Consider the following 22175-nt stretch of genomic DNA (forward strand, 5'->3'; position numbering starts at 1 on the left):
AGAGAGACAATATGCGGATATTGCATACGGGGGATTGGCATTTCGGTAAGACGCTGGAAGGCAGAAGCAGGCTTAAGGAGCAGGAGGCATTTGTGGACGAGCTGGTCACTCTTGCGGATGAGGAACAGGCAGACGTCATCCTAATGGCAGGCGATGTGTATGATTCCGTCAATCCGCCTGCGGCAGCAGAGCAGCTGTTCTATGATGCTTGTGCCCGTCTTACGTCAGGAGGAAGACCTCTCGTGGTCATCGCGGGGAACCACGATCAGCCGGAGCGTGTCGCTTCGGTCTCTCCTCTGGTGAACAATAGAGGCATTACTCTGGTAGGCATGCCAACACCAGAGATTATAACGGTTAATGCCGAGAGAACGGGGGAGGTCGCAAGGGTCGCGGCACTTCCATATCCTTCTGAGTCCAGGCTAAACGAGCTGCTAACAGATGATGCTGAAGAGCAGGGGATGCGTAAGGCATATAGTGAACGCGTCGGTGAGCTGATGCGGCATCTGGGCAGTTCTTTTCGGAAGGACACTGTTAATCTAGCGATGAGTCATATCTATGTCCTGGGCGGTCTTGAATCCGACTCCGAAAGACCTATTCAGGTAGGCGGAGCGTACACGGTGGATCCATCGGCCCTGGCCATAGGCGCACAATATACTGCGCTCGGACACCTGCATAGACCGCAGGCGGTCAAAGGTGAGGGGATGATGCGTTACAGCGGATCTCCACTCGCATACAGCTTCTCGGAATCCGGACAGACCAAATCGGTTGTCATAGTTGATATTGCGCCCGGAGGGATACCTGCAGCAAGAGAGGTATATCTAAGCAGCGGCAAGCCGCTTGTTCGCTGGAAGGCGCAGGAAGGGCTCGCCCAAGTTTATCATTGGCTGGAAGAGCAGAGAGACGCGAACGCTTATATTGATCTGGAGATTTCGCTGAGTGAGGCGATGTCTCTCGGAGAGATTCAGAAGCTTCGCAAGGCCCGTGAGGGCATTATCCACATCCGTCCGGTATACCCGGAAATGCTGACAGAGGAGCTGCGTTCAGCTCGTTCCGAGCTGCCTGTGCATGAGGTGTTCCGCCGATTTTACCAGCGGCAAACCGGGGGAGCCGTGCCTGATGACAGTCTCGTTCGACTATTCCTTGAACTCGTCAATGAGGAGGAGTCATCAGCAGAAGGTGAAGAGGGGGCTGTGTTATGAGACCTGTCAAATTGAAGCTGTCTGGTCTGCAGAGCTACCGTGAAGCACAGGAAATTGACTTTAGAACATTGACAGAAACCGGGCTGTTCGGCATATTCGGTCCGACGGGAAGCGGTAAATCTACCATTCTTGATGCGATCACTCTTGCGATGTACGGTAAAGTGGAACGAGCGGTGAACGGAACACAGGGGATTATGAATCAGGCGGAGGACACACTATATGTCTCCTTCAGCTTTGAACTGCAGTCAGAGAAGGGTGTACAGCATTTCCGTGTAGAACGAAGGTTCAAACGAACGGGTGATGTTTCGATCAGTAATACCGTGAGCCGTTTTGTTGCTGTTACGGAGGAAGGCGAGGAAGTACTGGCAGACAAGCTTGCGGAGGTCAATCGAGCGGTAGAAGAGATGATTGGGCTGAAAATGGATGATTTCACACGGGCTGTAGTTCTCCCTCAAGGCAAGTTTGCGGAATTTCTATCCCTAAAAGGAGCGGAGCGCAGGCAAATGCTGCAGCGTCTGTTTCATCTGGAGAAGTATGGAGATCAGCTCGCGATCAAGCTGAGCCGCAAGGTAAAAGAGAACGAAAGTGCAAGAAAAGCGCTGGAAGCGGAGCAGCAAGGACTGGGTCTTGCGAGTAAGGAGGCTTTGGAAGAGGCGGAGCACAGGCTCAGCGAATCTGTACTCCTTGCCGAGAATGCCCGGAAACAGCTTGAAGAGCTAACCACAGCGGCTGAAGGTATGGCCAAAGTGAGAGAGCAAATGCTGGAGCGCAGTAAATATCGTCAGCTTCTCGATGGATTGTCTCAGCAGGAGGCTCATATTACAGAACTGGAGAAACAGCTTGATCTGTCTTCCAAAGCCGCAGTGCTTATTCCCATCCTGGAGGAGCTTGAGAAGACACAGACCGAATCGATTAAACGCCAAGCAGCGGCGGAGGCAGCCAAGGTGCAGCTTGACCAATGCGAGCAGGCAGCTTTGGAATGCTCGCAGGCAGAGGAGCAGGCAGCGAGGGGCTTGGCTGAAGAAGAGCCCAAGCTGCTGGTTCGGCTGGAGCAGCTGGAACAAGCACGGGAGCTGGAGCGGGAAACCGATGCGGCCAAGAAATTATTGGCACAGCTTGAGCAGCAGAGAAATGCAGAGGAAGCGTTATATGAACAGACCCGTCAGGCATTTGTCAAGGAACAAGATCTTCATACACGCGGACAGCAGAGACGAAAGGAACTGCAGGAAAGTCTGGCCTCCTGTGAAGTGAAAGCACAGGAAAGAAAGGAAGTATTAGGGGCCGTATCCGGGAAGCATAAGCTCGATACGGCTGCCGAGAGGCTGAATGAATCACGTCTGCTGGGACAGCAGGCCGATCTCAAGCTGAACACAGCAAAAGAAGAGCTGGAACAGACGGCTTCTGAGGAAGTGAGGCTTGCTGAAGAGCAAGCACAGCTGGCTATTCAGCTGCGTGAGGCTCAGGATGCGCTTGTTCTCAGCGGACATCAGCTTGATCGAGATCTTGAACAGCTCGGTGAGCTTGAAGAACGATTGCGAAATGAGCTGAAGGAGAATGAGCGTAGAAATCTGTCCGCCCGTCTGGCAGCTGAGCTGACAGACGGCGTGCCGTGCTCGGTCTGCGGTTCGGTCCATCACCCGAACCCGCAGGCGCTTGTTCACGAGCCGGGCGATGCTCGTGAAGAGGACCTCGCGCAGCTGCGCGCCATCTCGGCAGAGCTCTACGAGCTCCGCCTCGGCCTGCGCCAGCAGCTGCATGAGCTGCGCGGACTCCTCGCGCAGCAAGACCCCGGGACCGCGGACATGGACGCGGTCCCTGCCCCGCAGGCGGAAGCCGCGCCTGCGGCAGAGATCGCCGCAGCGGAGCTCGCTGCTGCGGCGCCGGAGGCGGTGGTGCGCGGCTATGCTGCGCGCACCCGCACTTACCGCGAGGCGGCAGATCACTTCGCCGCCTCCCTGACTGCGCTGCGCACAGAAGCCGCGCAGCAGGAGACGCGCGCTGCCACGGCACGGCAGCGCAAATGGCTGGCGCAAGCGGCATATGACGCTTGCATCAGCCAGCAGGCGGAGGCAGCAGCACGCATCGAGCTGCATACCGCCGAATACAAGGCCATTCGCGCAGATTGGGCGCGTGAATGGCCTGGCATCGCACCAGAGGAAGCGATAGAGAGGTATGAATTGCTTCAGGAGAGGGATGCTGCAGCAGAGGAGATCAAGCTCAGACTGGATAAGAGCGTATCGTTCCTTGAAGCGAAGGCATCTGCCATGAACGAGCTCCAGCAGCAGCTGGCCTCCATTGACAAACGGCGCGCGCAGCTTGAGGCCGAATGGCAGGGCAAGAAGGAGCTGCTCACTGAACGAGAAACGCGTCTCCGCCATTTAGTGCAGGAGGAACGTGCAGAATCCCTTCTGGAGGCAGCGGCAGCAAGGCTGTCTGCCATCCGCGAGGCTGCCAAGTCCGCCAAGGCTGCGCTCGTCGCAGCAGAGCTTAAGAAGCAGGAGGCGATGAAGCAGGCGGTCATGTCCCGGCAGGCAGCAGATTCTGTCCAGGAGCAGCTGGCAGTTGTATCGGAGAAGTACGATACCGAGCTTGGCCGTTCACCATTTACGGAGGACAGGGAAGTAAGATCAGCTTACATGTTACCGGAGACGGTTCAAAAAACAGAAGCTGCCGTCCAGGAGTTCCGTGAACGGGAGAGAGAGTTGACTTTACGGCTGAAAGATCTTGAGCATAAGCTGCAGGGTGCCATGCTGACAGATGAAGAATGGCTGACGATGAGTGAGCAGCTTCGCGTGGCCAAAGCACAGGATGAAGAAGCGATGCGGGTAAAAGCTAGGGCAGAGCGGGATCTTGAGGATATAACACGTCGTCATACACGCTGGATGGAGCTTGAAGAAGGGCGCAGTGAGCTGACTCAGTACGGTGAGCAGCTCTCCAAGCTGCAGTCGGTATTCCGAGGGAATACTTTCGTGGAATATGTTGCCGAAGAACAGCTTATACAGGTCAGCAGAGATGCGTCCGCAAGGCTGCGCTATTTGACCAAACAGCGTTATGCGCTTGAAGTGGATTCAGGCGGAGGCTTCGTCATTGTGGATGATGCCAATGGCGGTGTGAAGCGTCCGGTCTCCACCTTGTCTGGAGGAGAGACGTTCCTGACCTCTCTGTCCTTAGCTCTTGCACTGTCAGCACAGATTCAGCTTCGCGGACAATATCCGCTCCAATTCTTTTTCCTCGATGAGGGATTTGGAACGCTGGATTCCGAGCTGCTTGATACGGTTATTACCTCTCTTGAGAAGCTTCATAATGATCAGCTTGCGGTCGGCGTCATCAGTCACGTCCCTGAGCTTCGGGCAAGACTAGCCAGGAAGCTGATTGTTATACCGGCAGAGGAGGCCGGCAGCGGCTCCAAAGTGGCTATTGAACAGCTGTAAACGGATCATCGATGGGTTGAGACTCATTAAATCATATAAAATCTCCATTCTTCTCCTTAATCAGTGGCAATTCGCCCAGCTCTGAATATGTTATGGGTAAGAGTCCATTGTTTATAAGGAGGAGAGTTAGTCTCATGGAGAAACAAGACAAGAAGAAAATGTGTTCCGATCATCTATATCGTTATGTGTCGGTGTGGATGGAGGATGGATCTGTACATGATGGTATCGTGGAAAGTGTAGACGAAGAAAATGTATATTTGGCCGTACCGATGACCTGTGATACTTATCAGCAAGCGCCCGCTCACGGAATGAATCCTTATTGTGGATGTATGCCTTCCCCGTGCGGTGATTACAGAGGATTTTTTCCATACGGTGGATATGGCTATGGCAGACGCCGCCGCTTTAATCGACTGGTTCTTCCACTATTCGCACTGACAGCTATTTCATTGCTGCCATATTACTAAAGCTCTCATCATTTGATGCAGCTTGCACACAAACGAAGAGCCCTCTGCTTATGCAGGGGGTATTTCTTTTAGTAAGACGAATTGATGATGGATTCCAATTTGGGAGGACTCCTGCTCCTCTCCATTCTTGAAACGAGCGGCACGAACTTGTATGATAAACTTGTCTATTAGTATAGAACGAACTAATGCGTCATTGCACTTTGCCGTAAGCTCGGCTCATATCGAGTGTTAACTGCTAATTTCTATAGTTCAATCTATATGGATACATAATGACGATATCTAGATTGAAATGACCCGTTCAACTTAGATGACAGGTGGATTAGGTCCGTTATAATTCAGCTGGGTATACGTTTAAGCCCGCGGGTTAACGGATTCAAATGTTACTTGACCCTGTTGTTAACGGACTTTTCGATTGTCCAATTCAAATGATAGATGGAGGTTACTATGATGGACTGTTTGTTTTGCAAAATCGTTGAAGGAACAATCCCTTCAAATAAAGTGCTGGAGAATGAGCAGGTAGTTGTGTTCCACGACATCCAGCCTGCAGCTCCGACACATGTGCTCGTTATACCGAAGAAGCATATCGCTTCAATGAATGAGGTGGAAGGGGAAGACTTTGCTCTGATCGGAGAGATACATAAAGCAGCTCAAGAAGCGGCAAAACAGCTGGGCATTGCTGAATCGGGCTATCGGCTGATCAACAATTGCGGCAAGGATGGTGAACAGACCGTTCATCACTTGCATTATCATGTGCTTGGCGGTGCACGCCTCGGGGCACTTACAGGTATTTCTAAATCACACAGCTAAATCTAACGTGGATTCGAATTGATTTGATTTGATCGTACTTTGATTTGATGTATTCAAGATATACAGATACAGATCAACATTGTGTGTCAATATGATCTCGAATTCATTGTTTAATCGGTGTGAAAATGGCTTCATTAAGCCTAAAAACATACTTTTTCAACGGGTATTCTTATAGAGGTTGACACACTAACGAATTTTCACCTATAATTAAGTTTGATGAACCGTGTTATATGCTCTTGGACGGTCTGGTCGGAGGGAGGGAAAACTGGTGTCTGAAACTAAAGTTCGCAAAAACGAGACAATTGATGCTGCACTTCGTCGCTTTAAACGTTCCATCGCTAAAGATGGTGTTTTGGCTGAGGTGAAGAAACGCAAGCATTATGAAAAGCCAAGCGTAAAGCGCAAGAAAAAGTCCGAGGCTGCTCGTAAGAGAAAGTTTTAGGAGGAATTAGAACAACATGAATCTTAGCGAACGATTGAACGAAGATATGAAGCAAGCGATGAAGAGTCAGGACAAGTTCACACTCTCCACCATTCGATTGGTTCGTTCGACGATTAAGAATCTTGAAATAGATTTGAAAAGAACTTTGGATGACAACGAAGTGCTTGATATCCTCAGTCGTGAAATCAAACAGCGCAAAGATGCCCTCCAAGAATTTGATAAAGCGGGTCGCACCGAACTTGCGGAGAATGCCAAAGCAGAAATTGATATAATCAGCAAGTATCTACCCGCACAGCTTACCGAAGAAGAAATTAAAGTCATTGTACAGCAGACCATCCAGGAAACCGGTGCTTCTTCGAAAGCCGAGATGGGTAAAGTGATGTCAGCCCTTTTGCCTAAGGTTAAAGGCAAAGCGGATGGCAAGCTGGTGAGCCAAGCAGTTCAACAATTTCTGCAATAACATAAACCGTAAACACTCCCTGTACCAGGGAGTGTTTTTTCTTTTTTGAAACGTAACGCTTGCATGAAGCGTAATATACGACATATGGTGACATTATAGACTTATACAGGAGGGAGGTTATAAATTTGGCAGTCACTCTGAAAAAGTGGAATTTCTCTGTTGTGATGATGGCTGTTTTATTGCTTGCTATGTTTTCTGCTCTATTCTTGGCTCCATCCGCACAGGCAGCGAAATCAGGCGCTGTGTATGTGATACCGGTTGATCAGCCTATTGAACGCGGGCTCCACAAGTTTATGGAACGTGGGTTCAAGGAAGCTGGAGAAATGGAAGCAGGGCTTATTGTATTGCAGATTAATACACCGGGCGGATTGGTGCAGACGACGAAAGAAATTGGTGATATGATTCAGAGCAGCAGTATCCCGGTGGTGGCTTTTATACATGGTGATGCCGCATCGGCGGGCAGCTATATAGCGTTAACTGCGGATCATATCGCGATGTCACCTGGCAGCACAATCGGTGCAGCAGCCCTTGTCGATGCCAGCAATAACTATATCGATGATCCGAAAGCAGTGGCTACATGGAAGGCGAATATGCAGGCAGCTGCAGAGAAGAACGATCGGAACGGAGAAATCGCACAAGGCATGACAGACCTTAACATGGTGGTTGAAATGCCGGAGATTAACAAGACGAAGCAGCAAGGACAGGTTATTTCTCTGACCGCGAATGAAGCGCTTAAGGTAGGTTATGCAGATAAAATTGCTTCGACCCCTGCAGAGGTTGCTGCATGGCTTGAATATTCGCCGGATAACCTATTTGTAATGGAGCCGACTACGTTTGAGAAAATTTCTACTTTTCTCACACATCCGGTGGTATCTACCATTCTGCTGTTCCTCGGCATCGCGGGTATACTGATCGAATTGTTTGTTCCTGGATTCGGCGTTCCAGGTATTGTAGGCGTTATTAGCTTTGCACTGTACTTCGGAGGCAGTTATGTCGCAGGTATCGGTGGTTCTGAGACTTGGTTCCTCTTCATTATCGGGCTGGCGCTGCTTATTGCCGAATTGTTTGTTCCGAGCTTTGGCATACTCGGGATACTGGGATCGGTAAGTTTGATTGCAGGGGTAGTTCGAGCGGCGTACGATACAGGTACGGCTTTGTTCTCTCTTGGGATTGCAGCAGCGGCTGCAATAGCGGTCGTTATTATTGTCGCGATTATATTCAAGGAACGCGGGATATGGAACCGATTTATTCTCAGAGACAGCATGACAGCAGAGCGAGGTTACTCTTCTATTCGGACTAGAGAAGATCTGATCGGCAAGAATGGAATAAGTCTGACTACACTTCGTCCTTCCGGTACAGCTGTTATTGATGGGGAGAATGTCGATGTGGTCACAGAAGGCAGCTTTATTCCAGCTAATGAAGAGATAACGGTTCATAAGGTAGAAGGAACAAGGATTGTCGTTAGACGCATAAATCCATAATTAAGAATGTGCCACGTTTATACACAATGCAGAAGGCAATATCATAAGACAAAAATAATTAGTTTGTGGAGGAATTTAATCAATGATGGATTCAGGTATCGTACCTATTCTTCTGATCGCGGTTGTCGTGATCATCGTTCTGAGTGTATTCTTCAGCTTCTTCCCGGTTATGCTCTGGATTTCGGCTCTCGCATCCGGTGTACGTATCAGCATTATCACGCTTGTAGCCATGAGACTTAGACGGGTAACACCAAGCCGGATCGTGAATCCAATGATCAAGGCAACCAAAGCAGGTCTGGGACTTAGTATAAATCAGCTGGAGAGCCATTACTTGGCCGGCGGTAACGTTGACCGTGTCGTGAACTCCCTTATTGCTGCTCAGCGTGCGAACATTCCGCTTGAATTCGAACGTGCTGCTGCGATTGACCTTGCAGGACGTGACGTTCTGCAGGCGGTTCAAATGAGCGTTAATCCGCGTGTTATTGAGACACCGGTCGTTTCTGCCGTAGCAAAAGACGGGATCGAAGTGAAGGTTAAAGCACGTGTTACCGTTCGTGCGAACATTGATAGACTCGTCGGTGGTGCGGGTGAAGAGACAATCATCGCCCGTGTAGGCGAGGGGATCGTAAGTACGAATGGTTCCTCAGACTCTCACAAAGATGTACTTGAGCATCCAGATTTGATTTCTCGTACCGTACTGGAAAAAGGACTTGATGCAGGAACTGCTTTTGAGATCCTATCTATCGATATTGCCGATGTCAGCGTAGGGAATAACATTGGTGCGGATCTGCAAACGGAGCAAGCTGAGGCTGACAAGCGGATTGCTCAGGCAAAAGCAGAAGAGCGCCGTGCTATGGCCGTTGCTCAAGAGCAAGAGATGAAGGCTCGCGTCGTAGAGATGAGAGCGCGCGTTGTTGAATCCGAGTCTCAAGTACCGCTTGCGATGGCTGAGGCTTTCCGTAATGGCCAGATCGGTGTCATGGATTATATGAACTACCGCAACATTGAAGCAGATACTCAAATGCGCGGCTCCATTGCAAGACCTGAGGATCGCCAGGGAGATAACGACGAGTCAAACCCTAATAAATAAGGTGGTGGATGTAAATGAACCTTATCGAATGGGTGATGAATAACTTCATTTTTGTGCTGGGTGCTATTTTCGCGCTGGTATCCTTTATAGGAAAGAGCAAGAAGCCGAACGACGAACAGCATCCTTCTCAAAGGGCTCCGCGTTCCAATCCTGCACAGGACGCTCGTCAGCAGCAACAGCAGTATGACTCGAGGTATGAGGAAGAAGATGAAGAAGATGAGTACGAGGATGATTCATCCCCTTATTCCAAGCAGCCTCAGCCTGCATATGCTGCAGCCCAGAATGAGGTGCTGGAGCAGAAGCTGCGAGAGCTTGAAGTCGAGAAGATGCGGATGGAGCGTGCCAGGCTGAAGCTGGAGCATAAGGCTCAGCGTCAAGGTGCCTCCAGGAAGCAGGCGGCTGCGCCGGCAATAGATTCTGGTAAGAACGAAGCCCCTCTAAGCTCAGATGAGATTCGTAAAGGAATCATATGGGCAGAGATCTTAGGGCCGCCGCGTGCTAAGCAGTCCTTTACAAGGCATCGGAAATAAGGCAGATTAAGCCGTTTTTTCTCTTATGAGAAAAGACGGCTTTTTTGTGTTTCGATGCTTTCATAAAACAGGATTTTGCTGCATATGGTTTAGAGTACAGGAAGGGGGAAGACCAGCCCAATGACCCGAATCAGCCGCAATTTGCGCAAATGGACCAGCGAAGTACTCGATTTGCCGCAGGATGTTCTTTTTGACACGCCCAGGCTAACCCTGATTGGAAGTAATCAGCTATACATAGAGAATCATCGCGGTGTGGTTCACTTCTCTGAAGAACGGCTCGTGCTGGATTTATCAAGCGGGCGGCTTGAGATCAGCGGGAATAATCTGATGATTCGCACCATTCTCCCGGAAGAAGTAGCAGTGGAAGGGCGAATTACGAATATACAGTACCTGGGAACGGGGGATGAGAAATGAAGACACCGAGTCTAGCTAACTTAAGAGGAAGTGTTCATATTGTTCTCCTGGGTGGAGACCTTGAAGCGATGATTAACCAGATGGCTGTCAGGGGTCTTCAGGTTTGGGAGATTCGTTCGATAGGTGAGAGCAGCGCCAGCATGAATATTCTACTTCGGGATTTTTTCAAGCTGCGCCCGCTTTTACGGCGGACAGGCTGCCGTGTTCGTGTGAAGAAACGTATCGGCTTTCCTTTTTTTCTGGCTCGATTACTTAGAAGAAAGATGTTTGTTGCGGGAGCCTTTCTGTTTTTTGCCATCTTGTTCTCGATGTCCTCGCTTGTATGGGATGTAGAGGTGAAGGGGAATGTGAAAATAACGGAGGAAGAGATTCTGGCTGCAGCTAAAGAAGAGGGGCTGTATCCGTTTCAGTGGTCCTTTCGGCTTCCGACGCAGGACAAGCTGGCTAGAGATTTAATCAAGCAGCTGCCGGCTGCGGCATGGATCGGAGTAGACCGGGAAGGGACCAAATTCACCATTCAAGTTGTCGAGGCAGACGAGCCTGAGAAGCAGCCCTTGTTAAGTCCGAGGCATATTGTGAGCAAAGCAGATGCAGTAATTACAGAAATTTATGCTGAGCAGGGAAGGCCTGTAGTACAGAAGAATACACGTGTTAAAAAAGGGGCGGTTCTCATCTCCGGCATTCTGGGTGACGAGGAGAACAGTGAATTGGTTGTAGCAAAAGGCGATGTGAAGGGACTGGTATGGCACGAATATAACATTGAAGTCCCGCTCGTTCAGAAGCAGGTCACCTATTCAGGTGAGTCCAAGGAGCGGAGATATATCGTCATCGGTGACTGGGCGATTCAGTATTGGGGTTATGATAAAACCCCGTTCAGTAAATACGAGACGATCACGGATGTTGAGCCGCTTATGTGGAGGTCATTCAAGCTGCCGATTGGCTGGATGACGGAGACAGACAGGGAGACGAATTATAGAGAGCTTAATCCGAGTGAGGAAGAGGCTAAACAATATGGGATTACAGCGGCAAAAAACGATATTTTAGCGAAAAATGGGAAAGGAACGAAGGTGATAAGCGAAAAAATTTTGCATGAGAAGAAAGAGAATGGTAAAGTTTATATGAAAGTGCTTTTCGAAGTAGAAGAAAGTATAGCGGAAGAGCTTCCGCTCGTTCATAACCCAAGTCCAAGTCAAGGAGAATGAGGCTATTTGTCAGTAAATAATTACAGCATTCGAATCTCGCTTCAGAACGCGGGAGAAGGGCAGTCGTTATTTGGACCACAGGACGCTTTTCTTAAGATGATGGAATCGCAGATTCCGGCGACTGTCGACTCCCGGGAAGCAGAAATAACAATTAGAGGCAAGGAACAGGAAGTAGAGATCATGGGACAGCTGTTTGAAGTGCTGCTTGCGTTGATCCGGAATGGCCATATCTTATCTGAAAGAGATGTCCAGTATGCCATTGAACTCGCTAAGGATCTGCGGGCAGATCAGCTTCTTGATCTATTTAAAGGTGAGATTACGAATACATATCGCGGCAAGCCGATTCGAGTAAAGACGATTGGCCAGAAGCATTATGTAACGACGATCAAAAAACGTGATATCGTGTTCGGCATTGGCCCGGCAGGTACAGGTAAAACGTATCTTGCTGTCGTTCTAGCGGTTGCCGCGCTGAAGGAAGGCTCTGTCAAAAGGATTGTGCTGACGCGTCCCGCCGTGGAAGCGGGCGAGAACCTCGGCTTCCTGCCAGGTGATCTGCAGGAGAAGGTGGACCCTTACCTTAGACCCTTGTACGATGCTTTATATGACGTTATGGGACCCGATCAGACAGCCAAAGCACTAGAACGCGGATTGATCGAGATCGCTCCGCTTGCTTATATGCGTGGACGAACACTTGACGATTCATTCATTATTCTCGATGAGGCTCAGAACACAACGCCGGAACAGATGAAGATGTTCTTAACACGGCTTGGTTTTGGATCGAAGATGGTCATTACCGGTGATGTGACGCAAATCGACCTTCCCCGCGGAAAAAAATCGGGACTCATTGATGCTAAGGCAATTCTCGAAGGTGTGGAAGAAATCGGGTTTGTCTATTTTACTGAACAGGATGTCGTGCGGCATACACTCGTACAAAAAATTATTACTGCATATGACCGGGCCGCCGAAAATCAAGAATAGGAAGGGATTGTCGTGGGATGACCCTTAAGGAATTGTCGAAGGACAAATCTTTTCAGAATAGAAAGCTGGGATGGAAGAATAGCAGAGGGATCCGCTATCTTCTGTTTTTGTTTCTGATGATTCTGTTTTACGTCAGCCTGGCTCCTGGTCTTCTGCCTGAACGATACGATATTGCGCAGGGAACTCGCAGCGAGAAGGAAATTAAAGCGCCGATGCAGATCCAGGACAATCAGGCAAGAGCGATTGCAGCAGAGGAAGCGGCTGAAGCGGTTCAACCAGTTTATCAGATTGTATCCTTACGAAATGAGAACCTGGTGACCTCCATATTGGATCGGATTGACAGACTCAATCAGGATGATATTTCCCGAGAAGATAAAATTGAGATCTACAAGGATGAAATTCCCCAGAGACTCAGTGACTCGATTACGAATTATATCAATAACAACCGGGGAACAGGCACTTATTCGGATGCACTTCTTGATGAGATTCATCGAGTAACTCAGGAGCAGTCATACCGGATTCCGGAGGAAACGTATATCAAGATTGCCCGGCTGTCCTCTGAACAGATTCAGGAAATGAAGCCTGTTGCCCGTGAGCTCGTATCCAGATTGATGGTTGACCAGATTACGGATGCTTCAACTCCAAGAGCTAAGGTAGCTGAGATGGTGAATACAAGCTCCTTGACGGATAGAACTGCACGTGAAGTCGTACAGGAGCTTACTCGGTTTGTTATAACGGCAAACAAGTTCTATGATGAAGAAGCAACGAAGGAAGCCAAGGCAAGAGCTAGAGAGAACACACCTCAGGTCTTCATTGAAGAGGGCGAAACACTTGTAGCCAAAGGTGAGATTATTACCGAAGAAGTGTACAAATTGCTGGAAGACAACAAGCTGCTTCGCGACGAAGTCAACTACTGGCCTCAGCTTGGATTGCTGCTCTTATCCTTCGGTTTGTCACTTGGAATTCTAATCTATATGAAACAAATCAGCAGTCCAGAGTTTAAATACCATAATGCTCAGCTTCTGATGCTGCTCTGCATCTTCGCAATTACGATCGGCTGCATGCACATCGTAAGCTTCTTACAAAATGACAACCGAGCCTATGTCGGCTACTTGGCTCCTGTTGGGATTGGCGTCATGCTGATTACGCTGCTGCTGGATATTCCGCTTGCTTATATGTGTGCTATTATCTTCGGTATACTGAGCAGCATTATCCTGAATACACAGCTGAATGAGAATTTCGACTTTAATTTTGGGCTGTTTACGATTATTATCAGCTTTGCCGCTATATTTGCAACGGATAAGGCGAGTCAGCGCTCAACCCTGCTTAAGAGCGGTATCATTGTTTCTCTCATCGGCTCGCTAGTTGTGTTTATGCTGGCCATCCTTGGCAATGCAGAATGGGATCGTACAGCAGCGATGTATAGTGTAGGCTTTGCATTTGCTGGCGGTATTTTGATGGCTGTCCTTGCCATCGGGCTTATGCCGTTCTTCGAATCATTATTCGGTATTTTGTCAGCGCTCAAGCTGGTGGAGCTGTCGAATCCGAACCATCCACTGCTGCGTAAGCTACTGACGGAAACTCCAGGGACCTATCATCATAGTGTCATGGTCGGCAATTTGTCAGAGGCTGCCGCAGAAGCGATTGGCGCGGACGGGCTGCTATGCAGAGTCGGTTCGTATTATCATGATATTGGCAAAACGAAGAGACCGATTTATTTTATCGAGAATCAAAATAATATGGAGAACCCGCATGATACGCTCGATCCGAAGCTAAGCAAGTCCATCATCATTTCGCATGCCAGAGATGGTGTAGAGATGCAGAAGGATTACAAGCTTCCTAAACGGATAAGAGATATTGCGGAGCAGCATCATGGTACGACGTTCCTCCATTATTTCTACCATAAGGCGCTGAAACAGGCCGAGGAGGCTGGCGTAGAGCCGGATTTCACGGAGGAAGATTTCAGATATCCGGGACCCAAGGCTCAGTCCAAAGAAGCGGCTATTGTGGGCATCGCGGACAGTGTAGAGGCTGCAGTGCGGTCCCTTCGTAAACCTACCGTGCAGCAGGTTGAATCCATGATTGAGAAGATTGTGAAGAGCAGATTGGATGATCATCAGCTTAACGACTGTGACCTTACCATGAGGGAGCTCGATATTATTTCCAGGACGCTAAAAGAGACGGTCATGGGGATTTTTCATTCGAGAATTGAGTATCCTGAAGAGATCAAGAAACCAAAAGATAGTTAATACAAATCGAATCCATTTCATAATACCTTTAGCTCTGCAGTTATGAAATGGATTCAATCATTCATTGAAACAAAGGAGCATGCTAATATGAGTGTGCAGCTTGCATGGGATAATAATCAAGAGCAATATAATATCAGTGATGAGCTTATCTCCCTTCTCACTCAGCTGCTTGAAAAAGCAGCCGAAATGGAAGGGGTAGATGAAGGTGAGGTTGCATTAACCTTTGTCAATGATGAGGAGATTCACGAACTGAACAAGGAGTACCGCGGAATTGATCGTCCTACGGATGTGCTTTCATTTGCGATGAATGAAACGCTGGATGAAGAGCTTGACATTGTATATGAGCTCGAGGAAGGCGAATCAATAGATGTACCGGATGTACTTGGTGATATCATCATTTCCGTCCCTACGGCCATCGCGCAGAGCGAGGAATACGGTCATTCTGTGGAAAGGGAGCTTGGATTTTTGTTTGTTCATGGCTTTCTTCATTTGCTCGGATATGATCATCAGGATGAAACGAGCGAAGCGGAAATGATGGGTAAACAAGAAGCTGTCTTGGCAAGCGTCGGGTTGACACGCTAATGAAGCAACGGTCCATAGTGGATGTATTCCGAAATGCGATGGAAGGGCTGATGTATGGTTTTAGAACACAAAGGAACCTACGGGTTCATGCGGTTCTTGCTCTCATCGCCGTTACTGCCGGATGGCTTCTGGATATTTCACGTACGGATTGGATGTTCGTTTGTTTGGCGATAGGTTCTGTAATGGTAACCGAGCTGCTTAACACAGCGATTGAGCTCGTTGTTGACCTTGCATCCCCTGAGATTCACCCGCTGGCCAAAGCTGCCAAAGATACCGCTGCCGGAGCTGTACTGCTGGCGGCGGTTTTTGCCGTCATTATTGGGATTTTTGTTTACCTTAAACCATTCATTAGATGGCTTTTGTAATTCATATCTATCGTTATAAACGTTCACAATAATCGAAAAGAGGTACAAATATGGATGCAAATCAGCTCATGCAGGAAGCGATCGAGGCCCGAAAGAAGGCCTATATTCCATATTCCAAATTTGGTGTAGGTGCTGCGCTTCTAGGGGAAGATGGGTATATATATCATGGATGTAATATTGAAAATGCAGCTTATAGTCCGAGTAATTGCGCAGAGCGAACAGCTCTGTTCAGTGCGATCGCGAGTGGTCACGCTCCCCGCAAATTTAAAGCACTGGCTGTCGTAGGCGACACGGAAGGGCCTATTGCACCGTGCGGGGTGTGCCGGCAAGTTATACTAGAACTATGTGACAGCAGCATGCCTGTATATCTAGGAAACCTCAAGGGCGAAATTCAAGAGACAACGATTAGCGAGCTGCTGCCCGGCGCTTTTGGGCCGGAAGCTCTGGAGAAAGCATAAAAAGGATAAGGGTGTTGACCCTTTTTGGAGGAAAATATGTCTAAAACCGCTTTTAAATCTGGATTTGTTGCCATTATTGGCAGACCCAATGTAGGAAAATCTACGCTGATGAATCAAGTCATCGGGCAAAAAATTGCCATAATGTCGGATAAGCCTCAAACTACTCGTAACAAAATTCACGGGGTATATACGGCAGAGGATAACCAGATCGTATTTTTGGATACACCCGGAATTCATAAACGTCAGTCCAAGCTGGGAGATTTCATGAATCAAACGGCATTCAATACGTTCTCCGAAGTAGAGGCAGTATTATTTCTGGTCGATGCTTCTGAAGGCATGGGCGGTGGGGACCGCTTTATTGCCGAACAGCTCAAAAATGTCCGGACGCCTGTATTCCTCGTATTGAACAAGATTGATCAGGTAGAGCCTGAAGCACTGCTGCCTCTCATTGATCAATATCGCAATCTGCTTGATTTTGCAGAAATTGTGCCGATCTCAGCCAAATTCGGTAATAATGTCAATACACTAATGGATCAGATCAAAAAGTATTTGCCAGAAGGACCAAAATATTATCCTGATGATCAGATTACAGATCACCCGGAGCAATTCGTCATTGCAGAGCTCATTCGTGAAAAAATTCTGCACATGACCCGTGAGGAAGTACCGCATTCCATTGCAGTCACCATTGAGGATATGCGCGTGCAAGAGAATGGAACGGTGCAGGTATCTGCTGTTATTTTCGTAGAGCGCGATTCGCAAAAAGGGATTATTATCGGCAAACAGGGCTCGCTGCTTAAAGAGGTCGGAAAGCGTTCCAGACAAGATATTGAGAGACTGCTCGGCTCCAAAATATTTTTGGAGCTGTGGGTGAAGGTGAAGAAGGATTGGCGTAATCAAGAGCGTGTACTTAAGGATTTAGGCTTCCATCGGGACGCATAATTTCGGTCAGCAAGCATGATCAGCCGCTGCCTCTCGTCAATGCAATTCCAGTTAATGTATCGCATAGAAACAGCAGCCCTGCACATCCTATTCGTAGATGCTTATCACGTCATTTCCGAAGAGAGGATGAATACTTGTGCGAGATTTTTCGTGGACGTATTTTGCAAAGACTGGAGATGTCGATGCCTATCTGCTATACAAGGATTCCTGTGCGTGCAGCACGGGAGAAGCAGGGGCAGAAGCTGACGCAGAGGGAGAGGCTTATGATGAATTACAGACCGAATCTTAAAAGAGTACAGCATGACTTTCTATTGGGGGATGAGACATGCTATATAGGCTGGAAGGCATCGTCATCCGCAGTATGGACTACGGTGAGGGGAACAAAATTATTACGCTTTGCACCGAAAGTGGAGGCAAAATAGGAGTTCTGGTTCGTGGAGCCAAGAAACCGAAGAGCCGGCATGCCGCGTTGACACAAGTCTTCACTCACGGAGAATATGTATTTTTTCGCAATCACGGGCTCGGAACGTTAAACCAAGGTGAGATTATTGAATCTCACCATTTGCTGCGTGAGGACATCGTCAAAGCTGCTTATGCTTCTTATGCTTGTGAGCTGCTCGATCGAGTGCTGCAGGATGAGGAGACGGGAAGCTTTTGGTTTAAGCAATTAAAGGCATGCCTTACGGCACTTAATGAGGATAAAGATCCCGCTGTTATCATATCTCTTTATGAAATGAAAATATTGCAATCCGCGGGTTATGCGCCTGAATTGACGGCCTGCATATCCTGCGGCAGAGAAAGACCGGACGAGGAATATTTTATAAGTCCAGGCCTCGGCGGCACACTGTGCAGAGCATGCAAGCATTTCGATCCACCTGCCATGTCTATTTCTCCAAGAGCGCTGAAGCTGCTTCGTTTATTTACTATGGTCGATCTGCAGCGTCTGGGAAGCGTCTCTGTTCGTGATGAGACCAAACTGGAGATCAAGAAGATCATGCGAGCTTTCATGGATCAACAGCTTGGCCTCACTTTAAAATCCCGTAATTTTCTCGATCAAATGGACAAATACGGATTTTGATGGAGAAGGGCAGCCTTCGAAGGACTTCGAAGTGAAGAAGCTTCGATGCAGGAGCTCAGCTTGACAACGACCTGACATATAAGCTATTATTCATAGTAATATCTCTATACGAGACATGTGTTGATCGAGAAAGTACTAAATAAAGGACCTTTGGCTAATGAGCGAGTCGGAGATGGTGAAAGTCCGGCAGGTCGGGTTTAGGAAATGGCACTCGTGAGCATGAAATGGATACGGAAAAGTGGATTGTACTCCCTCGGAGTGCAGTCAAGTAGGGTGGAACCGCGGGAGTAGCTCTCGTCCCTATGTCTGAACATCAGGCGTAGGACGGGGGCTTTTTGCTGTCCTTGCGCTTCTTGTAATCATTCACCTTGCAAAGGAGAGAAATGAAATGAACTTTCAGCAAATGATATTGACGCTGCAAGATTTCTGGGCACAGCATAATTGTATTATTGTCCAGCCTTATGACACGGAAAAAGGCGCCGGAACGATGAATCCGATGACTTTCCTGCGTTCGATCGGTCCTGAGCCTTGGAAGGTAGCTTATGTAGAGCCTTCTAGACGGCCGTCGGATGGCCGGTATGGAGAGAACCCGAATCGACTGTACCAGCATCATCAGTTCCAGGTGATCATCAAGCCTTCACCAGATAATATCCAGGAGATCTACCTGGAGAGCCTTCAGGCTCTTGGCATTGACGCTAAGAAGCACGATATCCGGTTTGTTGAGGACAACTGGGAGAACCCTTCACTTGGCTGTGCAGGACTAGGCTGGGAAGTATGGCTGGATGGAATGGAGATCACTCAATTTACTTATTTCCAGCAGGTAGGCGGTATTGAAACGCATCCAGTTTCCGTCGAAATCACGTACGGTATGGAGCGTCTTGCCTCTTATATTCAAGATAAAGACAACGTATTTGATCTAGAATGGGTTGATGGCATTACATACGGCGACGTATTTAAGCACCCGGAATTTGAACATTCCAAGTATACCTTCGAGGTATCCGATGTGCGTATGCTGTTCACGCTGTTCAATATGTATGAGGAAGAAGCCAAAAAAGCGATGGATCAGCATTTGGTATTCCCAGCTTACGATTATGTTCTTAAATGTTCCCACACGTTTAACCTTCTTGATGCACGAGGGGCAATCAGTGTTACTGAACGCACAGGATATATTACCAGAGTGCGGAATTTGGCTAGACAAGTAGCGGCTACCTATCTGGAGGAACGCGAGAAGCTCGGATTCCCGCTGCTCAAACAAGGAGGTGCACAATAATGTCTAGAGATTTATTGTTTGAGATCGGTCTTGAGGAAGTGCCTGCACGTTTTGTTCGGGGAGCAATTGAGCAGCTCGAAGACAGGCTTGTTAAATGGCTGGACAGTGTAAGAGTTACTCATGGAGAAGTTCTGGCTTATGCCACTCCACGTCGTTTGGCTGTTATCATCAAGGACGTTATTGAGAAGCAGGAGGATGTAGAGGAAGAAGTTAAAGGTCCTTCCCGTAAAATTGCGCTCGATGACAGCGGAAACTGGAGCAAAGCTGCACTTGGTTTCGCAAGAAGCCAAGGTGTAGATCCGGAGCAGTTTACATTCAAAGAACTGGGCGGCGTAGAATATATCTATGCTACGAAGAGCAGTAAAGGTATCCAGACTTCAGAGGTGCTTGCTGACGGACTGCTTCAGGTACTGCATGCGATGACCTTCCCTAAATTTATGCGCTGGGCTTCGTATGACTTGAAATTTGTTAGACCGATTCGCTGGATCGTGGCGATGTTCGGTTCGGATGTTGTCGATATTGAGATTGCAGGGGTGAAGTCGGGGAATGTATCGAGAGGACATCGTTTCCTCGGTTCAGACACGACGATCTCAGAGCCGTCTGCATACGCAGAGGCCCTTCGTGAACAGCATGTTATTGTTGACATTGAAGAGCGCCGTGCCCTTATAGTGAGCCAGATCGAAGCTCTGGCAGCTAAGAAGAATTGGACGATTGCGATTAAAGAAGATCTGCTGGAAGAAGTACTGTTTCTCGTTGAAACACCGACTGTGCTCTATGGTTCATTTGAAGAATCATTCCTGGATATCCCTCAGGATGTGCTCATTACTTCGATGAGAGAGCATCAGCGTTACTTCCCAGTTCTGGACGATAACAGCAAATTGCTGCCTTATTTTGTTACGGTTCGCAATGGAGGAGCAGAATCCCTTGACGTCATTGCAAGAGGGAATGAAAAAGTATTGCGTGCCCGTCTGTCTGATGCGAAGTTCTTCTATGAGGAAGATCAGAAGCTGCAGATCAAGGATGCGCTCTCCAAGCTTGAGAGCATTGTATTCCAAGAGGAGATCGGTACGGTGGGAGACAAGGTTCGCCGCATCCGCAAGATCGCTGATACGCTTGCAGCCAAGCTTCAGGTGTCAGCAGATCAAGTCGAGCTGGTAAGTCGTGCGGCGGATATATGCAAATTCGATCTTGTCACTCAGATGGTGTATGAATTCCCAGAGCTGCAAGGTGTCATGGGTGAAGATTATGCGCTGCGTGCAGGCGAACGTCCTGAAGTAGCAAAGGCTGTATTTGAGCATTACCAGCCAAGAAGTGCTTCTGATACAGTCCCTGCTTCTATTGTAGGTTCAATTGTAAGCATAGCGGATAAAATAGATACGATTGTAGGATGCTTCTCTATCGGTATTATCCCTACAGGCTCTCAGGATCCATATGCGCTGCGTCGTCAAGCCGCAGGTATTGTACAAATCGCGCTGGATCATAAGCTGCCGATTACACTTGATGAGATTTTTGAGATTGGAATCGAGATTCATGAGAATATGCGAGTGATGAAGCGGTCCAAGGATGACATCCATAAGGATCTGCAGGAGTTCTTCGCTCTTCGTGTTAAGAAGCTTCTGTCTGAAACGATGCGTTATGATGTTGTAGATGCAGTGATCAGCGCAGGGTATGACGATATCGTATCTGTAGTAAATCGTGGTACAGCGCTGATGAGCACGGTAGAGACTACGGAAGATTTCAAAACCACAGTCGATTCGTTTAACCGTGTAGGTAACCTAGCAGCTAAGGCATCCAGCGCCTCTGTGACTGAGGAGGTTTTTGTCGAAGCAGGTGAGCGTACATTATATGAAGCATGGAGCTCCACAGCGCAGGCTTATCGCGAGGCATTGGGAGCAAGAGATGCCGAGAAGGCACTAAGCATTGCAGCTGAATGGAGGGAGCCGATCACTTCCTTCTTCGACTCTGTTATGGTGATGGCTGAGGATGAAGCGATTCGAGCCAATCGATTGGGTCTACTCGCATCCATTGACAAAGACTTGAAGGCCTTTGCAGATTTCTCCAAGCTTGTCTGGTAATTGAGTGCCTGATATTTGCTTAAAAAGGTAAAGCGGTAAGAAATAAATATACGGAACGGGGGATAGGCTCCGTTCCGTATTTGTCCTTTATTTTCCATGTGGAGATTAGAGCAGGAATTACGATGCACGAAGGCGTATATAATAATATCCCGGACAGGTGATGAATATTGCATAGGAAAATTGTGGTGGATGCGGATGCATGTCCCGTAAAACGTGAAATTCAGACTGCCGCAGCATCATTTCAGATTCATGTGCTCATGGTGTCCTCCTACGACCATCGGCTGGAAGGCGGGGAAGGGACGACGATTGTGCATGTTGACCGGAGTGACCAAAGTGCTGACCTGTATATTGCTAATCATATCAAGGCACAAGATATTGTTGTAACCCAGGATTATGGACTTGCTGCATTAGCTCTGGCCAAATCCTGCAGCGTAATTACATTCCGAGGCAGAATAATCGACAATCAAGATATCGATTTTTTGCTCGATACTCGGCATTCGCACGCGAAAGCTAGGAAAAGAGGCCAGTATGGTAAGGGTCCAAAGCCCATGACAGATGAGGACAGGAAGTTATTTCAACATAAACTGACAAAACTTTTGAAGGATTTGCAGGAGATTGTGTAAGTTTAGCGAATAATTATTTACGTGTTAAAGAGATGAAG

General features: G+C 48.2%; 22 protein-coding genes. All 22 read left to right on the top strand.

Annotated elements, in window-relative coordinates; genetic code table 11:
* Positions 1-11 precede the first annotated feature (11 nt).
* The 22 genes from ACFSVM_RS17010 to ACFSVM_RS17115 all read left to right on the top strand — a co-directional run bounded on the left by ACFSVM_RS17010 (position 12) and on the right by ACFSVM_RS17115 (position 22137).
* Positions 12-1199, top strand: a complete 1188-nt coding sequence (locus tag ACFSVM_RS17010; RefSeq protein WP_379263582.1) for an exonuclease SbcCD subunit D — start codon at positions 12-14, stop codon at positions 1197-1199.
* Positions 1196-4630 carry an AAA family ATPase gene (locus ACFSVM_RS17015; RefSeq protein ID WP_379263584.1) on the top strand — a complete coding sequence of 1145 codons (3435 nt, stop codon included), beginning with the start codon at positions 1196-1198 and terminating at the stop codon, positions 4628-4630. Before ACFSVM_RS17010 ends, ACFSVM_RS17015 begins: the two co-directional genes overlap by 4 nt.
* Before the next feature lie 134 nt (positions 4631-4764).
* On the top strand, positions 4765-5094 hold the full coding sequence (locus ACFSVM_RS17020; RefSeq protein ID WP_076313283.1) for a hypothetical protein: 330 nt from the start codon (positions 4765-4767) through the stop codon (positions 5092-5094).
* A gap of 447 nt (positions 5095-5541) precedes the next feature.
* Positions 5542-5901, top strand: coding sequence for a histidine triad nucleotide-binding protein (locus ACFSVM_RS17025; protein ID WP_076313282.1), 360 nt, complete (start codon positions 5542-5544; stop codon positions 5899-5901).
* A gap of 268 nt (positions 5902-6169) precedes the next feature.
* Complete coding sequence (gene rpsU, locus ACFSVM_RS17030) at positions 6170-6343, top strand: 30S ribosomal protein S21 (RefSeq protein WP_005547957.1); 174 nt, start codon at positions 6170-6172, stop codon at positions 6341-6343.
* Between the two features lie 16 nt (positions 6344-6359).
* Positions 6360-6803, top strand: coding sequence for a GatB/YqeY domain-containing protein (locus ACFSVM_RS17035; protein ID WP_076313281.1), 444 nt, complete (start codon positions 6360-6362; stop codon positions 6801-6803).
* Positions 6804-6967: 164 nt separating this feature from the next.
* The gene (locus ACFSVM_RS17040; protein ID WP_379263840.1) at positions 6968-8284 is read left to right on the top strand and encodes an NfeD family protein; all 1317 of its coding nucleotides are present in this window, start codon (positions 6968-6970) and stop codon (positions 8282-8284) included.
* A gap of 82 nt (positions 8285-8366) precedes the next feature.
* Positions 8367-9374, top strand: coding sequence for a flotillin-like protein FloA (floA, locus tag ACFSVM_RS17045; RefSeq protein WP_076313280.1), 1008 nt, complete (start codon positions 8367-8369; stop codon positions 9372-9374).
* A 14-nt stretch (positions 9375-9388) separates the two neighbouring features.
* On the top strand, positions 9389-9904 hold the full coding sequence (locus tag ACFSVM_RS17050) for a hypothetical protein (protein ID WP_076313279.1): 516 nt from the start codon (positions 9389-9391) through the stop codon (positions 9902-9904).
* Positions 9905-10024: 120 nt separating this feature from the next.
* Complete coding sequence (yqfC, locus tag ACFSVM_RS17055; RefSeq protein WP_047910820.1) at positions 10025-10318, top strand: sporulation protein YqfC; 294 nt, start codon at positions 10025-10027, stop codon at positions 10316-10318.
* Positions 10315-11520 carry a sporulation protein YqfD gene (gene yqfD, locus ACFSVM_RS17060; RefSeq protein ID WP_076313278.1) on the top strand — a complete coding sequence of 402 codons (1206 nt, stop codon included), beginning with the start codon at positions 10315-10317 and terminating at the stop codon, positions 11518-11520. Before yqfC ends, yqfD begins: the two co-directional genes overlap by 4 nt.
* A gap of 6 nt (positions 11521-11526) precedes the next feature.
* Positions 11527-12498, top strand: a complete 972-nt coding sequence (locus tag ACFSVM_RS17065) for a PhoH family protein (RefSeq protein ID WP_076313277.1) — start codon at positions 11527-11529, stop codon at positions 12496-12498.
* Positions 12499-12515: 17 nt separating this feature from the next.
* Positions 12516-14747 (top strand): HD family phosphohydrolase, encoded by a 2232-nt coding sequence (locus ACFSVM_RS17070; protein WP_076313276.1) that lies wholly within the window; start codon positions 12516-12518, stop codon positions 14745-14747.
* Positions 14748-14834: 87 nt separating this feature from the next.
* Positions 14835-15329: an rRNA maturation RNase YbeY gene (ybeY, locus tag ACFSVM_RS17075; protein WP_090725374.1), complete on the top strand. Its 495-nt coding sequence runs from the start codon at positions 14835-14837 to the stop codon at positions 15327-15329.
* Positions 15329-15694, top strand: a complete 366-nt coding sequence (locus tag ACFSVM_RS17080; protein ID WP_090725375.1) for a diacylglycerol kinase family protein — start codon at positions 15329-15331, stop codon at positions 15692-15694. Before ybeY ends, ACFSVM_RS17080 begins: the two co-directional genes overlap by 1 nt.
* Before the next feature lie 50 nt (positions 15695-15744).
* Complete coding sequence (locus tag ACFSVM_RS17085) at positions 15745-16152, top strand: cytidine deaminase (protein ID WP_076313273.1); 408 nt, start codon at positions 15745-15747, stop codon at positions 16150-16152.
* A gap of 36 nt (positions 16153-16188) precedes the next feature.
* Positions 16189-17091, top strand: coding sequence for a GTPase Era (gene era, locus ACFSVM_RS17090; protein WP_047910827.1), 903 nt, complete (start codon positions 16189-16191; stop codon positions 17089-17091).
* A 136-nt stretch (positions 17092-17227) separates the two neighbouring features.
* The gene (locus tag ACFSVM_RS17095; RefSeq protein ID WP_076313272.1) at positions 17228-17380 is read left to right on the top strand and encodes a YqzL family protein; all 153 of its coding nucleotides are present in this window, start codon (positions 17228-17230) and stop codon (positions 17378-17380) included.
* 36 nt (positions 17381-17416) lie between these two features.
* Positions 17417-18169: a DNA repair protein RecO gene (gene recO, locus ACFSVM_RS17100; protein ID WP_090725377.1), complete on the top strand. Its 753-nt coding sequence runs from the start codon at positions 17417-17419 to the stop codon at positions 18167-18169.
* Between the two features lie 388 nt (positions 18170-18557).
* Positions 18558-19439: a glycine--tRNA ligase subunit alpha gene (gene glyQ, locus ACFSVM_RS17105; RefSeq protein WP_047910829.1), complete on the top strand. Its 882-nt coding sequence runs from the start codon at positions 18558-18560 to the stop codon at positions 19437-19439.
* Positions 19439-21514, top strand: a complete 2076-nt coding sequence (gene glyS, locus ACFSVM_RS17110; RefSeq protein ID WP_076313270.1) for a glycine--tRNA ligase subunit beta — start codon at positions 19439-19441, stop codon at positions 21512-21514. Before glyQ ends, glyS begins: the two co-directional genes overlap by 1 nt.
* 164 nt (positions 21515-21678) lie before the next feature.
* A complete protein-coding gene (locus tag ACFSVM_RS17115) occupies positions 21679-22137 on the top strand; it encodes a YaiI/YqxD family protein (protein WP_076313269.1) in 459 nt (152 codons plus the stop codon).
* Positions 22138-22175: the final 38 nt, after the last annotated feature.

The organism is Paenibacillus shunpengii (assembly GCF_042684905.1).
GTDB lineage: Bacteria > Bacillota > Bacilli > Paenibacillales > Paenibacillaceae > Paenibacillus > Paenibacillus shunpengii.

Bases quoted from the DNA above. Each gene is read 5' to 3' on its own strand.
- ACFSVM_RS17010 (WP_379263582.1), top strand. From the start codon at position 12: ATGCGGATATTGCATACGGGGGATTGGCATTTCGGTAAGACGCTGGAA.
- ACFSVM_RS17015 (WP_379263584.1), top strand. From the start codon at position 1,196: ATGAGACCTGTCAAATTGAAGCTGTCTGGTCTGCAGAGCTACCGTGAA.
- ACFSVM_RS17020 (WP_076313283.1), top strand. From the start codon at position 4,765: ATGGAGAAACAAGACAAGAAGAAAATGTGTTCCGATCATCTATATCGT.
- ACFSVM_RS17025 (WP_076313282.1), top strand. From the start codon at position 5,542: ATGGACTGTTTGTTTTGCAAAATCGTTGAAGGAACAATCCCTTCAAAT.
- ACFSVM_RS17035 (WP_076313281.1), top strand. From the start codon at position 6,360: ATGAATCTTAGCGAACGATTGAACGAAGATATGAAGCAAGCGATGAAG.
- ACFSVM_RS17040 (WP_379263840.1), top strand. From the start codon at position 6,968: ATGATGGCTGTTTTATTGCTTGCTATGTTTTCTGCTCTATTCTTGGCT.
- floA (WP_076313280.1), top strand. From the start codon at position 8,367: ATGATGGATTCAGGTATCGTACCTATTCTTCTGATCGCGGTTGTCGTG.
- ACFSVM_RS17050 (WP_076313279.1), top strand. From the start codon at position 9,389: ATGAACCTTATCGAATGGGTGATGAATAACTTCATTTTTGTGCTGGGT.
- yqfC (WP_047910820.1), top strand. From the start codon at position 10,025: ATGACCCGAATCAGCCGCAATTTGCGCAAATGGACCAGCGAAGTACTC.
- yqfD (WP_076313278.1), top strand. From the start codon at position 10,315: ATGAAGACACCGAGTCTAGCTAACTTAAGAGGAAGTGTTCATATTGTT.
- ACFSVM_RS17070 (WP_076313276.1), top strand. From the start codon at position 12,516: ATGACCCTTAAGGAATTGTCGAAGGACAAATCTTTTCAGAATAGAAAG.
- ybeY (WP_090725374.1), top strand. From the start codon at position 14,835: ATGAGTGTGCAGCTTGCATGGGATAATAATCAAGAGCAATATAATATC.
- ACFSVM_RS17080 (WP_090725375.1), top strand. From the start codon at position 15,329: ATGAAGCAACGGTCCATAGTGGATGTATTCCGAAATGCGATGGAAGGG.
- ACFSVM_RS17085 (WP_076313273.1), top strand. From the start codon at position 15,745: ATGGATGCAAATCAGCTCATGCAGGAAGCGATCGAGGCCCGAAAGAAG.
- era (WP_047910827.1), top strand. From the start codon at position 16,189: ATGTCTAAAACCGCTTTTAAATCTGGATTTGTTGCCATTATTGGCAGA.
- recO (WP_090725377.1), top strand. From the start codon at position 17,417: ATGCTATATAGGCTGGAAGGCATCGTCATCCGCAGTATGGACTACGGT.
- glyQ (WP_047910829.1), top strand. From the start codon at position 18,558: ATGAACTTTCAGCAAATGATATTGACGCTGCAAGATTTCTGGGCACAG.
- glyS (WP_076313270.1), top strand. From the start codon at position 19,439: ATGTCTAGAGATTTATTGTTTGAGATCGGTCTTGAGGAAGTGCCTGCA.